General features: G+C 46.1%; 12 protein-coding genes, 6 tRNA genes and 1 rRNA gene (1 of these 19 only partly in view). 1 reads left to right on the top strand and 18 read right to left on the bottom strand.

Going from position 1 to position 14,616, the window contains the following annotated elements; all coding sequences use genetic code 11:
• Positions 1-83: 83 nt before the first annotated feature.
• From MHH56_RS29105 to MHH56_RS29140, 8 genes are all read right to left on the bottom strand, one after another.
• A complete protein-coding gene (locus MHH56_RS29105) occupies positions 84-1,085 on the bottom strand; it encodes an LLM class flavin-dependent oxidoreductase (protein ID WP_339209764.1) in 1,002 nt (333 codons plus the stop codon).
• A gap of 238 nt (positions 1,086-1,323) precedes the next feature.
• Complete coding sequence (locus MHH56_RS29110; protein ID WP_076271867.1) at positions 1,324-1,767, bottom strand: Rrf2 family transcriptional regulator; 444 nt, start codon at positions 1,765-1,767, stop codon at positions 1,324-1,326.
• A gap of 459 nt (positions 1,768-2,226) precedes the next feature.
• Positions 2,227-3,117 (bottom strand): alpha/beta fold hydrolase, encoded by an 891-nt coding sequence (locus MHH56_RS29115; RefSeq protein WP_025685725.1) that lies wholly within the window; start codon positions 3,115-3,117, stop codon positions 2,227-2,229.
• Between the two features lie 33 nt (positions 3,118-3,150).
• A complete protein-coding gene (locus MHH56_RS29120; RefSeq protein ID WP_339205114.1) occupies positions 3,151-4,026 on the bottom strand; it encodes an effector binding domain-containing protein in 876 nt (291 codons plus the stop codon).
• Between the two features lie 328 nt (positions 4,027-4,354).
• A complete protein-coding gene (locus MHH56_RS29125; RefSeq protein WP_339205115.1) occupies positions 4,355-5,353 on the bottom strand; it encodes a hypothetical protein in 999 nt (332 codons plus the stop codon).
• Between the two features lie 42 nt (positions 5,354-5,395).
• Positions 5,396-6,166, bottom strand: a complete 771-nt coding sequence (locus MHH56_RS29130; RefSeq protein WP_339205116.1) for a sigma-70 family RNA polymerase sigma factor — start codon at positions 6,164-6,166, stop codon at positions 5,396-5,398.
• A gap of 112 nt (positions 6,167-6,278) precedes the next feature.
• Entirely contained in the window at positions 6,279-7,187 is a 909-nt protein-coding gene (locus tag MHH56_RS29135; RefSeq protein ID WP_339205117.1) for an aldo/keto reductase, read from the bottom strand.
• Positions 7,188-7,286: 99 nt separating this feature from the next.
• Positions 7,287-7,979, bottom strand: a complete 693-nt coding sequence (locus tag MHH56_RS29140) for a type 1 glutamine amidotransferase (RefSeq protein WP_339205119.1) — start codon at positions 7,977-7,979, stop codon at positions 7,287-7,289.
• A gap of 206 nt (positions 7,980-8,185) precedes the next feature.
• Between MHH56_RS29140 and MHH56_RS29145 the strand changes: the two genes are divergently transcribed.
• Positions 8,186-9,247 carry an endonuclease/exonuclease/phosphatase family protein gene (locus MHH56_RS29145; RefSeq protein WP_339205121.1) on the top strand — a complete coding sequence of 354 codons (1,062 nt, stop codon included), beginning with the start codon at positions 8,186-8,188 and terminating at the stop codon, positions 9,245-9,247.
• A gap of 68 nt (positions 9,248-9,315) precedes the next feature.
• Here MHH56_RS29145 and MHH56_RS29150 read toward each other — a convergent pair whose 3' ends face one another.
• The 10 genes from MHH56_RS29150 to MHH56_RS29195 form a co-directional block, all read right to left on the bottom strand.
• Positions 9,316-10,611, bottom strand: a complete 1,296-nt coding sequence (locus MHH56_RS29150) for a PQQ-binding-like beta-propeller repeat protein (RefSeq protein ID WP_339205122.1) — start codon at positions 10,609-10,611, stop codon at positions 9,316-9,318.
• A gap of 142 nt (positions 10,612-10,753) precedes the next feature.
• Complete coding sequence (locus MHH56_RS29155; protein WP_339205123.1) at positions 10,754-11,170, bottom strand: DUF2203 domain-containing protein; 417 nt, start codon at positions 11,168-11,170, stop codon at positions 10,754-10,756.
• 214 nt (positions 11,171-11,384) lie between these two features.
• Positions 11,385-11,969 (bottom strand): GNAT family N-acetyltransferase, encoded by a 585-nt coding sequence (locus tag MHH56_RS29160; protein WP_339205125.1) that lies wholly within the window; start codon positions 11,967-11,969, stop codon positions 11,385-11,387.
• 321 nt (positions 11,970-12,290) lie between these two features.
• Positions 12,291-12,372: transfer RNA gene (locus MHH56_RS29165), tRNA-Leu, on the bottom strand.
• A 12-nt stretch (positions 12,373-12,384) separates the two neighbouring features.
• Positions 12,385-12,461: transfer RNA gene (locus MHH56_RS29170), tRNA-Arg, on the bottom strand.
• 17 nt (positions 12,462-12,478) lie between these two features.
• Positions 12,479-12,552: transfer RNA gene (locus MHH56_RS29175), tRNA-Cys, on the bottom strand.
• An 8-nt stretch (positions 12,553-12,560) separates the two neighbouring features.
• Positions 12,561-12,635: transfer RNA gene (locus MHH56_RS29180), tRNA-Gly, on the bottom strand.
• A 7-nt stretch (positions 12,636-12,642) separates the two neighbouring features.
• Positions 12,643-12,717 (bottom strand) — tRNA-Gln (locus MHH56_RS29185).
• 31 nt (positions 12,718-12,748) lie between these two features.
• Positions 12,749-12,824 (bottom strand) — tRNA-His (locus MHH56_RS29190).
• 166 nt (positions 12,825-12,990) lie between these two features.
• A 23S ribosomal RNA gene (locus MHH56_RS29195) occupies positions 12,991-14,616 on the bottom strand; it runs 1,306 nt beyond the window's last position.

The following is a 14,616-nucleotide window of genomic DNA, read 5'->3' on the forward strand; positions in this document are numbered from 1 at the left end:
TAAAGCAAAAAAGAGTGAAGACTTGGTTATTAAGTCTTCACTCTTTTCTAGTCTGCTTCAATTTTATTAGCAAATTCGGTTTATTACAGCCCAGCTATAATTTCATATGAGCGCAATCTAGCTTGGTGATCATAAATATGTGCGGCGACCATAATCTCATCCGCCTTCGTCGCCTCAATATATTGCTTCAGCTTCGTGCGTACCGTCTCCGGTCCGCCAACAATGGAAGAGCCTAATTGCTGCATCAAAGCGATCTTCTCCTGCGCTGTCCAGACGTCATCCATATTGCGTATAGGTGCAGGCAAAGCTCCGCGCGTGTTGCGAATAAAGGATAGGAACAGCTGCTGCATCGATGTTGCTAGATATTCCGCCTCTTCATCCGTATCTGCCGCAATGACATTGACCGCTACCATTCCTTTTGGCTTATCGAGAATCGCTGATGGCTTAAAGCTGCTTCGATAAAGATTCATTGCTGGAACGGTGAAATTAGGCGAGAAATGTCCTGCAAAAGCAAATGGCAGGCCCAGCTGTGCAGCGAGCAAGGCGCTAAAATCGCTCGAGCCCAGCAGCCAAATCGGAATTTCTAGACCTTCGCCCGGAATCGCTCGCACTGGCATGCCCACCTCAGCACTCGACGGATCTAGAAACGCGCGCAGCTCAGCTAGCTGCTCGGGGAAATCATGACCATTGCTTCTTCTGTTTCCACGAAGGGCAGCTGCTGTAAGACCATCCGTTCCAGGAGCGCGGCCAAGTCCTAAATCAATACGGCCTGGAAACAACGATTCCAACGTACCGAATTGCTCAGCAATAACGAGCGGTGCATGGTTCGGCAGCATAATCCCCCCAGCGCCTACACGAATTGTGGATGTACCAGCCGCAACATGACCAATAACGATGGATGTCGCTGAGCTGGCGATGCTTGGCGCATTGTGGTGCTCCGCAAGCCAGTAACGGTTATAGCCCCATTTTTCCGCATGCTGTGCAAGATCTAATGTATTGTTAAGTGATTCGGCAACAGTGCCGCCTTCTACAATGGGAGATACATCAAGAACGGATAACGGAATATTAAAAGTTGAATTGTTTATCGTTTGTTCTGACACGACATTCACTCTTTTCTTTACGAATAGAAGCTGTAGCTTCTATTCATATGATTATTGGCAAATCAACTGTACTATTATTAGATACATTTTACACGTAAAAAAGAGCCGCTGCAAATGCATCAGCTTCATGACAGGAGCGGTAATATACAGTATTCAACCATATTTACCGCTCTATCGTGAAACAGACATGATTCCTGCATAAACTGGCAAGCATTGAAAAGCGTCAAACCTGCTTTTCCTTAAGCTGCTGCTGACATTTTCGAATCTTGTCCAAAGCAGTTTGAAGCGTATTTTGCTCCAAATAGGCCACGTAATGAAGCTCTGCCTCGTAAAAAAAATGATCCATCACCACTTGAATATTCGCGGATACCAGACAGTCCTCCTCTGGATTTCCTGAACACCAATGCGGCTTTAGCGTACCGCCTGATAGTGCTCGATATATTTGTGCTAGCGTAACCTCATTCGGCTCACAATTCAAAATATATCCCCCGCCGATTCCTTCCTTCGTCTTCACAAAGCCATGCTTCCGTAAGGAACTCATAATTTTGCGAATACGTGTCGGATTCGTCGAAACGTTGCGAGCAATGGTCTCGCTGCTCGCCATATGATCAGGCAAATAAGCTAACAGCACTAAGCTGTGAACCGCAACCGTAAATTCACTATTCATTTTCACAACTCCCTCTCAAGAAGGATACTGTAATGTTATTTCATACAGTTGATAATGTCAAACCTTCCACCCTAAGAATAGCACAGAGAGAAAGCCTTGGTATAGGCTTTCTCCCTGTCAAACTTTTTTGAGCAGCTTTATTTGAAGCTATCGCTGCTTATATCTTTAAAAACTTTCCCTATTGTCCCTCATCATACTGTTCGTTGAAAATAAAGTTCTAGACTGGAGTTGTTGATCTAATGTGGTTTTTCAATTATTAATTTGGCAGCCTTCGCAAAATAAGTTTTAGACTGTTCCAATAAAGTAAGCAGCGGCGGACTAAGACGTGAAAATAAAGTCTTAGACTGCCGCTGCTGTTTCAGTCTGATATTGAACTAACATTCCCCAGTTAGCGTAACGATTAGTTAATCGAACTCTCAGTTAACATTTGATTTCGACGGAAAGTGATTGTTCCTAATGTTAAGTCAACAGAAACTCTACTACTTCAGCCTTCAGCGTTTCGTGAAATTGCACGCGATCAAAGCCGGGCGGGTCTTGCGAGGGGGGAAAGGCTGGTGAAATCATCTCAGCTGGGAAAGGAGTCAGGAAGGAATAATGTCCGGCATTCTCCACCGTCCGATAGCGAATCATTTGCGGTTCAGCAACACTATTCATGATGATCTGCGCGTGAAAAGGAAGTGCGTAAGGGTCTCTCTCGGCATCCAACATGAGAATCGGGAGCCGAACGTTGTTTAATGCTCCCTCATTACGGAACCAAACGGACGCCGGGGCTAGCAAAATCAGGGACCGGATGCGTGAATCATGAGGGACATCGATCTGCTGCGGCTTCCCATCTGGGCTCTCAGTAGGGAAGGAGGTCGGGATACCTCCAGCTGCTGCAAGCGCGGTGTAGCCCCCCATGGAATGCCCGATGACCGAATGGCCTCCCGGCTGTAGAAGCCCCTTAAACCTCTCATCTTCAAAAAACCAGTCGGCTGCCATGCGAAGGTGCCGAGGGCGATAGGTGAGGTTTTGGACAGTACCTTCCAAACTATTATCATTGCGGTTATTAAATGGATGTTCGAGAAGGCCCACGATAAAGCCGCTGCGCGCCAAATGCCGAGCGAGCGATCGGTACACAAGCGGTGAACCGCCTGTACCGTGTGAAATGAGGACTAGTCTAAATTTTCCCTCCAGCGGCGCTGCGTCTCTGGCCACCTCCAATGAGTACGGACCTAACCTATCAGTCTGTTCCGGTGCATCTGTCGGATACATCACGATCATGGGAACGGTCACCTTCAATGCGTTGTCGGTAATTTGTACCTCACAGCAACCTGCATATCCTTCAACAATGTCTTCTATTTTGTTCATCTTGATTTCTTCCTCTCCTTGAGCTACATGCTCCTAATATGGCGAGCCAACGGGAATATATATGTCTAATACCGAATCCTCGTTCATCGGTCCTAGATATCGATGGTCGTAACGCACAAACTCCGGGCAATTCGTACGAATGCTGCCTGACTTGGGTAACCAGATTTCATAAATGTACTGGAACGTATCGTTGAGTCTCGATAATGTCCCCTTATGAGTAAAAACCGCATAAGTTACAACTGGGAGCAGCTTAGCGACCATTCCCAAGGGAACTACACTCTCCTCGCTAGCCACCTCGACACAAGCGATATACGTGACTTCCCATTGCCTACCTGTAAGTTCAATGACCGCATAAAATATGTCTTCCGTATCCGGCTTTCGCTCAATTTCAAACAAACGCTGCCTAAAGCTCCGCCATAGCTTTCCGACTTCGTCCGAATTGACACCCGGTATCGACATGCCGACCAGATGCATCTTATTCAGGCAGACAATAGCTGGCACGAGGGAGACGCTCTTATTCAAATGCTGTAGCCCCACTTCATCCAAAGGAAGCTTCTCCATTGCCCGGAACAGCGTGTCCTTCATGTCCCTTTGCTTTCGAAATTGTCCAGGCGAGATGGAGAACATTTTCCCAAAGGCTCGGGCGAAGGATTCCTGAGACTCGAACCGGTACAGGATGGCAATATCTATGATCCTTTGGTTGGAATAAAATAAATCGCATGCTGCTTGTGTCAATCTCCGCTTGCGTATGTACTCCGAGACGGAGTTTCTCGTAACCGATAGGAAGATCCGGTGAAAATGGTACGGCGAATAGCCCGCAGCCTCCATAACCTTGGTGCTTAATCTCTCATCGGTCAGATGATCCTCAATATAGGTAATGGCCTTGATTACCAAATCCTTATAATTCACTGTAATGCCTCCATATCGATATACTCACTTTACGACAGATGGAACGCTCTGTTTTGATATTTTTTGCGGAATTTTACTTTACTCAACAGCTAACACTACTTTCCAAGCGTAGATAGTTTCCTGATCAGCCACACTCTTCGGTTCGCCAAAAGAGCGACCTCTGGCAATTGCTCAGTCTCGCTGGTTTTAAACAAATCTGCCCATCCCTCGGTTAATGATGCATCGTTAGTCTAAGACTTTATTTTCTTAGTCTACAACTTTATTTTCCAGTCTAATAATTTATTTTCTTTCTACACATACACTTGCCCAACCGTTACACAATGATGACTCAATTCACCCATATCTCCGAATAATATTCCTTCATAAAATGAAACAGCTGCTCCAGCTGCTCCAATCCCTTCGACTCCGACTCCTGCGCTTGCCGAAGCAGTACGATTGCACGATCCGCGGTTTCAGGGTCCTTCGGCTTGCCGCCTTCTGGGAAGGGGAATATCTCTCTCAGCTTGCCCAGCGCCTCAGCAACTACCTCGTAATGCAGCGCTGCTTCACCCGCATGCTTGCGAACCGTTCTCTCCACAACATTTGTCCCATCCCAGCGGAATGCCAATTCGCGTAAAAAACGAGCAGCGAACTCACGCGCATCAGAAATGACAGCAATGTTATAGGCATGACCATGCTCATCCGCATTTCGCCGCTCCATCACACCAATCCATGCCTCATAACCCGCTAAGCCCTGTACAAATTTATCCTCGAACACATGCGTCCATTCCTTGCCTCGCCCATGATCCACGATCATCGATAACGCCATGCGCAATATTTCGTATTTCGAGTGAGGCAGGCTTTCGCTAATCGTCGTCACGAACAACAAATCAATCTTGGAATCGGCAAAATCGGCATAACTTATCGTGCCATCCTTCGATACATCTTTTGCATGAAAGAGCTGCTTATCATCCTCATAACCATAGATCAAACCGAATTCAGGTATAAACAAATCAAATGAAATGGCAGGAATGCCACGGTCGATTGACTGCTGAACGAGAGCGATAGTTCGCTCCACTTTATCCGGTGTTAACGGGAGCATAGGATCAGCCAAACAGCTCGTAAAGCCGAGATTTCCTATATTCCTCCTCAATATATATCCACCTGGGAATGACGTTGGCCCTGCCGCGTTAATACTGACGGGATCAATATTCATGCGAAAGGCATGACCGGTAAATCCCATCACATCTGTTAGCGTAAAATGTTTTTTATCCGTGTAGCTCACCGCGCCATGTATAGCAGCAGCGGCCGAGGTCCATGTTTTGGACCAATCCCTATTCAGCGTCATTATTTTCAGCTCCATTCAAGGTTTATCATAGACGTTCTGAACCTACATAGGGGGAGGAGTGAGAATTTTCCTTCTGGGCAAACCGAGCAACGCCCTTTGCTCCACATATAAACTAATCGATATGCGAATACGCTCCTTCCGAAGCTTAACCCTTGATCTCGACAGCATATTGTATACGTTTGCAGTCGTCGTATCGAACAGCTCAGCAATCTCAGTCGGCGGCAGCTCGCCAAAAAATCGTGCTTCAAAAATATCCCGCTCCCGCTTGTTCAAGCATCGGATCAGCGTATGAATGCTCTGGAGCGTTTCTTGGCGGATGACAGCATGCTCCGGATTTTGACCTTCGCGCGGCTCATTCATGGCTTGATCTGTTAAAAGAAACAGGATGCTGTCGATATCACTCCAATCAACTGACTGCCCACTTTTGCCTGCCTCTGCTGGCAGCCCTGATTGGCTCATGAAGCTAACGAATGGCCGCTCCTTGCTATAGGGCCCGCCTCTCCTCAGCTTCATATAGGCTTGATTTCGCACGATCCGGTGCAGCCAAGGAATAAACCTGCTTGCGTCTGTAAGCGTACCGAGGTGCATAAATGCACGAATCAGCGCTTCCTGCACGATGTCCTCTGCCATAAACGCATCCTTCGTCAAGCTGCCAGCGAGTCCAAGCGCCTTAGCTCGATGACGACGCACCAGCTCCCCGAACGCTTCCTCATCGCCGGTCCTTGCTCGTTCAACTAACGATTGCTCCTGTGCTTCTGCCCCTGCTCCACTACTTAACAGAACTTGCAAATCGGGTGCCCAAACCTCCATCATTCATCCCCCTTACTAGACAGATGCCACTTACGCCAAATATCTATCAATGGATCAAAACTTTTTTATTTTATAATCAAAAAAAAGCTGCCTATCAGGCAGCCTCTCCTATTCTCTAACGGTGCTGTTCAAAACGGTTTTCTTTACTTAACCTCTTAATGGCCTCCAGCTCAGCGGGAGATAGCTGAAGAGCTTCACTTGCCGCTATATTATGCAGCAGCTGTTCAAACGAGCTTGCACCAGGAATGACAGCAGCTACAGCTGGATTGGCCAAAGCATACCGGATAGCTGTATGCGCCAAATCACGCGAGCCTTCTCCCATCTCTAGCAAAACGTCTCGCAAAGACGACAGCTCCTCTTTGTCATAATCCAAATAACCCTTTTCCGCCTTGACAGCTCCATTATCTGTTAAAATCCCTTTTGCTACCGGACCTCGAGCGATTAAACTAATGCCCTTCTCTTCTAACAAAGGTAATATTTGCTCTTCAGGCCTTCTGTCCAAAATACTATACTGGCTCATCACACTGACGATATTTGAACGCTCCACATATTCTCGAATCACATTTGGACGAATGGAAGAAATGCCGTAATAGCGAATGAGTCCCTCTTGCTTAAGCTCCTCAAATGCTTCAATCGTCTCCGATATGGGATCATCCAGTGTGCCTCCATGCAGCTGATACAAATCGATATAGTCCGTTTGGAGCCTTCGCAAGCTGTCTTTTACAGCCGACTTAATATAAGCTTTGGACGGGTCCCACGACCAGCCCGCTTTTCCCTTCTCCCAACGATTGCCGACCTTCGTCGCAAGTACAATATCTGCCCGTTTTCCCTTTATTGCCTCGCCGATTATTTCCTCATTAAGACCCTCATCATAAAGATCAGCCGTATCTAGAAAATTAATGCCCTTCTCGATCGCTTCATGTACTAGGGCTGTCGCTTTTACTTTATCTGTCCCTAGTGACATGCAGCCAAGGCCGATCTCACTTATGTAGAGCTCTGATTTCCCGAGACGATTGTGCTTCATGCTTGAAATCTCCTTTTCCTTAACCGATAATCTAGCCGCTTCATTATTCATTTATGATATTACTTTTGGACTAAGGGAGCAACAAAAATGGTTCCACTATTAACACTTTAAGGAAATCTGATCCAATATACCATGTAGCAGTGTTAGAGACTGCTCAGTGCGCGCGAATTGACTGCGAATCTGTTCAGCTGTTTGAATGTATGGCGCCTGAATAAGCTCTGAAGACCAATGTGCAAACATGGATTCCATGCATGCAGCTGTCGTCTCCAAATGAAATTGCAGTCCCATGACATGCTCGCCATAAGCGAATGCCTGCGCCTTGCACACCTCTGAAGAAGCGAGGAGCCGCGTGTCCTGAGGCAAGTCGAAGGTATCGCCATGCCACTGAAACGAAATAAATTGCTCAGGCAAGCCGCAGAGCCAAGGATGCTGCTCCTTCGTACGGTTAATCGAATGCCAGCCTATTTCTTTATGCGTATTTCGGTATACTCGGCTTCCCAGCAGCTCAGCTATCATTTGAGCACCAAAGCAGATGCCCAGCACTTTTTTGCCAAGCTGAATGGCTTGCAGCACGAACTGCTTCTCTGCCGTAAGCCAACGATATTTCTCCTCTTCATAGACGCTCATTGGCCCGCCGCATATAACAAGCAAATCCATATCGTCAAGCCATTTGACATCAATCTCAAGAGCAGGGTTCTTAACATCCAAGCGATGTCCTCCAAAGCTGGCCCATGAACGAAATGCATAATCATCATCAAAAGCGAAGTGTTTAAAAGCTATTATATTCATCATTCATTCCCCATCCTTGGTCACATATGACCTGTAATGTGCTTAATTATAGTCTCAATATTTAGTATCGTTAATATCACTTTCTTGAATAGTGGGAAGACATCAATAAAAAACAACTAGTTCCCTAACCCATATCATGGTACATTTCCAGTAGCATACTTATAATCTTAAATGTGAGTAACGCAATACGTAATGAAAGGATGGATCATATGGGGAAAAAGATATTAAAAACAATTGGTACGCTTGTCCTACTCGCAGTTGCGATTGCAGGAGGGTTTTTACTGTATATTACTTTATCCGATTATAAACCCGTAGAAGTTATCGAGATTATGTCAGAAAATAATAAAGAGCAACTCATCGAGCAAGGCGTTCCATTTACAGTTACGACCTTCAATATCGGCTATGCTGGCTTGGACAAAAAACAAGATTTTTTTATGGATGGAGGTAAAAAATCACGCTCCAGCAGCAAAAATCAAACGATTTCCAATCTAGACGCCATTTCGTCCTTTATGAAAACAAACCAGTCCAATTTTTATTTGCTTCAGGAAGTCGATGCCCGCTCATCAAGAAGCTACCATATTAATGAAATAGACTATTTGGCAAAACCTTTGGAAGATTACAGCTATGCATTTGCTTATAACTATAAAGTGGCATGGGTTCCCGTTCCGATTTTTAATCCAATGGGCTCCGTTCAGAGCGGCCTTCTAACCTTCTCGACATTCAAAAGCAAAAGCAATCAGCGATACGATCTTCCAGGCAAAGAGAGCTGGCCGATACAGCAGCTTGAATTGGATCGTGCCTTTATAGAAAGCAGATTTGAGGTCAATAACGGCAAAGAGCTTATTGTTATCAATCTTCATTTATCTGCCTTTGATGAGGGCGGCAAAATCCGCAAGCAGCAATTGGATTATTTAGCCGCTTTTTTAGAGAAAGAGAATGACAAAGGAAATTATATTATTGTAGGCGGCGATTGGAACCATGCACTGCCCGGCACTACCCCTGATCGATTCGAAACGACACAGGCATGGCCAGAATGGCTTCAGCAGTTTCCTGAGGATTTCAACCCAAGCGGCTTCAAGTGGATGGTTGACGACAGCATCGCTACTGTACGTACATTAGATATTGCATACACGGAAGGCGTTAATTTCAGAGCCGTAATTGATGGTTTTCTCGTTTCTTCAAACGTAGATAAAATTCGGCTGCAAAGCACAGATTTAGCATTTGAACACAGCGACCATAATCCGGTAATCGCTGAGTTTATTTTACGATAAAGCAAAGAGCCCCGATTTTTCGTAATCGGGGCTCTTTTGTAATTAATGATCATTGAGCTGTTAATTAATTACTTGACGCTAGATTTCAAGATGGTTGGTTGTTTGAATGCAAGCAGCTTGCCTTTTGTCTGAATCACAATCATTCCGCTCTCAAGCAGCGTTTCTCCAAACTCTCTTTCATTTGTTTTTAATTGTACAATTGGCGCTGCTGTATCTAAATGGATAGCTGATACCGTTCCATCCGTTTGCGCCATATATATCCCTTTACCAATTAAATCAAAACGTGCGATGAGGCCTGTTACACCAGCATTATAATCCACGGTTGTCTTATTAATTAATTTAACCCCATATATCCCGCGGCCATTCGTATAAATCAATTTTCCATCATGTGGCCCAGCCGCATATTCAAATCCTGGCGCGTAAACAACAGGCTTATACACCTTGGGCTCTATTTTGCTCGGATCAGCATTTAGAGGGTAACTATACACCTCAGAATTGAAATTGACGAATACGTTGTCCCCGTTAATCCAAGCGTCACCTTCATTGCCGGATTCTCCTTTATTCAAATTAATTTTTAGAGGATTATATTGTTTGCTGTTAAGTACTTTGCCCGTCTTGATATCTAGGGTATCAAGTGTAGTTAATGGAGCAGGCTCAAACAAGTTAACGAGCTTCTGCGCAGTTAGAGTTCCATCCTTTGCACCAATTGGAAAGTTGTAATGTGCAGCTTCCCAAACCCTTTTTCCTGTCTTGCGATTAAAAGCATGAAGGAGCGAGTAAGTGTAAGCACCCGACAACTCATTTTCTCCTATTATAAAATCGCCATGAAACAGTATCTTTTTGCGCAGCGGCTCTTTGTAATTGTCACGCCACTGAAATTTACCATCCTTTATGCTGTAAGCTTGAATGTCTCCATTAAAGGTGAACAGCTGATCGCCATCCGGAATAATATCATGAATGTTATTAGCGTTCACGGAAGCCACCCATACTTTCTTGCCTGAGGACGCCTTGATAGTGTGAACACGGCCTCCGCTCGAATTAACGTACAGTTGGCCATCCTTATATACGACAGGCGCTTTGAGTTGACTGCCATACTCCCACAGCTTTTTCCCATTCTGAATAGTAACAGCTATCACTTTTCCCTTTAGCAAATAAAAGGCTTTACCTTCACCTGTTGCTGCTATACCTTCGTAGTTCAATGACCATTGCGGTTTAATAATAGGAGCAGCTATCTCCGTTTCCTTGTTATCTCCCACATAGGAAGTACGTGAATCAAATGATGCAGATACAACAGAACTCATTAATAGTAGAGAACAGCATGCCATCATAACGCCTCGCGAAAAAGCTGTTTTCCAGTTTCTCATTTCACACCTTCTTATCTCTAATTTTCATCACTTAGCTTACATAACGTATAATAATTGTAAAATGTTTCTAATCAGTCCGTGTTGTCTTCACACTAAAAAGACCAGCCAAGGATAAATCCTTGCTGGTCATTAATTATGAATACTATTCATCCTGCGGAAACGGTTTTCTGCCCATAAACCCATCATGTAAACCATGATAATGGCTAACCTCAGCTTCGCCTTCCTTCCAGCAAATCAGAATATCCTCATTATCGAGCACCGCTGGAAAGTCAATTAAACCAGGAGTAATCATTTTCAACTGCACGCCTTTTCGCGAGAAGTTTTCAATTAACAGGTCTACCTCCATCTTCATAAATTCCAGCTGGCTTTCCCTCTCAAAGAAAGGGTCCTCACTGCCTTCAATAGCAGCAAAAACTTGTTCATAAGCAGCCTTCTCTTTCTGATAACTTATATATAAATCTTCAAATTGCGCCGTAATGTGTTGAAGCTTCCGTAAATCCTCTTGCAACTGCGGCAGCATCTCGTTCGCTTCGCTCAGCGTGAAGGTTTTGTTCCCCATCCCGTAAACACTCCCTGTCTGATGATAATCATTTATTTCTTTCCATAATAAGTATCCTACACTCTCTTTCAAGCTCCGTAAAGGAATGGGTTCTAGAGAAGAGTTGGAATCTGCTCCTATCTTGACGAAAGAGCAAGGTTCTGTCTTCCCTCGAACGATCGAAGATACCTATTCATGGTTGAAAAATAAGCCTAAATAGTGCTGTTCTTTTTCTTCAAAATTCTTTGCCTCTTACTTTCGCAAACACCATCGTATCCCGCAGAATACCGTTGACATCACATTTTTCATTTCGGAGTATGCCTTCTAATGTGAAGCCCAGTCGCTCCGCAACTCGCGCGCTTCGATAATTCCTAGCATCACAACGTATTTCAATACGATTGGCTTCTAGCTCATTTATTGCAAATGTTGAAATTGCATTCGTCGCTTCCGTTATAAAGCCTTGGCCGCTGTAAGCTGTACGAGCCCAGTACCCAATTTCAAATTTTCGCGCTTGCCAATTTATGCGATGAAGACCGCTGCTTCCTATCAACTGACCTGTATCCTTTAAAAAAAGCAGCAGCATGAGGTCTGAACGATCCATATACTTGGACCGTGACTTCCTGATGACAACTTCAGATTCTTCAATCGTAGGCATCGCTTGAGCCCATGGCATCCAAGGTTTGAGCTCATTTTCACTTTCTCTAACGGCCTCATTCAGCTTCGCTCCGTCCCCCCATTGAGGCGCGCGGATATGAAGACGACTGCTTTCAAAACTCTCTGGAATGGATAATAGCAACGGGTTGTTATTATAATGTCTCATCCTAACGCACCTCCAAAAATGGCTTCCTTTCAGCCGAAAATAATACTTGATGACATACCGTCCATTACCTCATATCCCCCTTATGTTTTTATGTTAAAGAACAGAAAAGTTCAGTTATGTATTAACTTACAGATATTAACTGCAGAATGCAATCAAAGTGAGATGTGCACTCCAGCGGATATCATGATCTCTGACCAACGTCAATTCTCATTTGGAGTACATTTCGAAGCCATCATCGGCTCTTGCTATGAAAGGGGTTTTAAAGCAATACAAAAAAAGCTCATTAGATAAAATATCTAATGAGCTATCGTTTATACAATATGGTGCCGATGAGAGGACTCGAACCTCCACGGTTTCCCTCACGATTTTGAGTCGCGCGCGTCTGCCATTCCGCCACATCGGCATTTGAGTAAGATGGCGTGCCCTAAGAGATTCGAACTCCTGGCCTTTTGATTCGTAGTCAAACGCTCTATCCAGCTGAGCTAAGGGCACATTATATAAAATTGTAATGGAGGCGCCACCTAGACTCGAACTAGGGGTAGAGCTTTTGCAGAGCTCTGCCTTACCACTTGGCTATGGCGCCAACTTAGATGGAGCGGAAGACGGGAATCGAACCCGCGACCCTCGCCTTGGCAAGGCGATGCTCTACCGCTGAGCCACTTCCGCAACTAAATGGCTGGGGATTCAGGGATCGAACCTGAGAATGACGGAGTCAAAGTCCGTTGCCTTACCGCTTGGCTAATCCCCAACAAAAAAATGCCATACTACTTTTAAAAAAATGGGGCGATCGAGGGGAATTGAACCCCCGAGTGTCGGATCCACAAACCGATGCGTTAACCACTTCGCCACGACCGCCATATATAAAATCAGGTGCTGGACAAAAAAGAAAACCCACTTTTGTGGGTCGTCTGCTAATGCACGCATTAGCAAGTTGCGCCCTGAAAACTGGATACGAAAGATTAGGCTTGCTGAAGCCTTTATGCTGCTGTCTACCGGATGTATGGGTCGCAGTAAACGTGTTTAGGATAAGCCCTCGACCGATTAGTATTCGTCAGCTACACACATTGCTGTGCTTCCACCCCGAACCTATCAACCTCGTCGTCTTCAAGGGGTCTTACATACTGGGAAATCTCATCTTGAGGGGGGCTTCACGCTTAGATGCTTTCAGCGCTTATCCCGTCCGTACTTGGCTACCCAGCGGTGCTCCTGGCGGAACAACTGGTACACCAGCGGTACGTCCATCCCGGTCCTCTCGTACTAAGGACAGCTCCTCTCAAATTTCCTGCGCCCGCGACAGATAGGGACCGAACTGTCTCACGACGTTCTGAACCCAGCTCGCGTACCGCTTTAATGGGCGAACAGCCCAACCCTTGGGACCTACTTCAGCCCCAGGATGCGATGAGCCGACATCGAGGTGCCAAACCTCCCCGTCGATGTGGACTCTTGGGGGAGATAAGCCTGTTATCCCCAGGGTAGCTTTTATCCGTTGAGCGATGGCCCTTCCATTCGGTACCACCGGATCACTAAGCCCTACTTTCGTACCTGCTCGACTTGTAGGTCTCGCAGTCAAGCTCCCTTATGCCTTTGCACTCTTCGAATGATTTCCAACCATTCTGAGGGAACCTTTGGGCGCCTCCGTTACATTTTAGGAGGCGACCGCCCCAGTCAAACTGTCCACCTGACACGGTCCCCGAACCGGTTTCACGGTTCTAGGTTAGAACTCCGATACGATCAGGGTGGTATCCCAACGTTGCCTCCACACAAGCTGGCGCTCATGCTTCAAAGGCTCCCACCTATCCTGTACAGATCGTACCAAAGTTCAATATCAAGTTACAGTAAAGCTCCATGGGGTCTTTCCGTCTTGTCGCGGGTAACCTGCATCTTCACAGGTATTAAAATTTCACCGGATCTCTCGTTGAGACAGCGCCCAAGTCGTTACGCCATTCGTGCGGGTCAGAATTTACCTGACAAGGAATTTCGCTACCTTAGGACCGTTATAGTTACGGCCGCCGTTTACTGGGGCTTCGGTTCACAGCTTCGGGTTACCCCTAACCGCTCCCCTTAACCTTCCAGCACCGGGCAGGCGTCAGCCCGTATACTTCGCCTTACGGCTTCGCACAGACCTGTGTTTTTGCTAAACAGTCGCTTGGGCCTTTTCACTGCGGCCCCCTCGGGCTATTCACCCTACCGAGGCACCCCTTCTCCCGAAGTTACGGGGTCATTTTGCCGAGTTCCTTAACGAGAGTTCTTCCGCGCGCCTTAGCATGCTCTGCTCGCCTACCTGTGTCGGTTTGCGGTACGGGCACCTAGATCTCACTAGAGGCTTTTCTTGACAGCCGGAGTACATGACCTTCGCTACTGCAATTTTCGCTCCCCATCACAGCCCAGCCTTATGATCGACGGATTTGCCTATCGATCAGCCTCACTGCTTGGACGGACTATTCCATCAGTCCGCGTCACTGCCCTTCTGTGTCACCCCATTGCTCAAACAATCTTCGGTGGTACAGGAATTTCAACCTGTTGTCCATCCACTACGCCTTTCGGCCTCGCGTTAGGTCCCGACTTACCCTGAGAGGACGAGCCTTCCTCAGGAACCCTTAGGCTTTCGGCGGACAAGATTCTCACTTGTCTTTTCGTTACTCATACC

This window comes from Paenibacillus sp. FSL K6-3182, from assembly GCF_037976325.1.
Taxonomy (GTDB): domain Bacteria; phylum Bacillota; class Bacilli; order Paenibacillales; family Paenibacillaceae; genus Pristimantibacillus.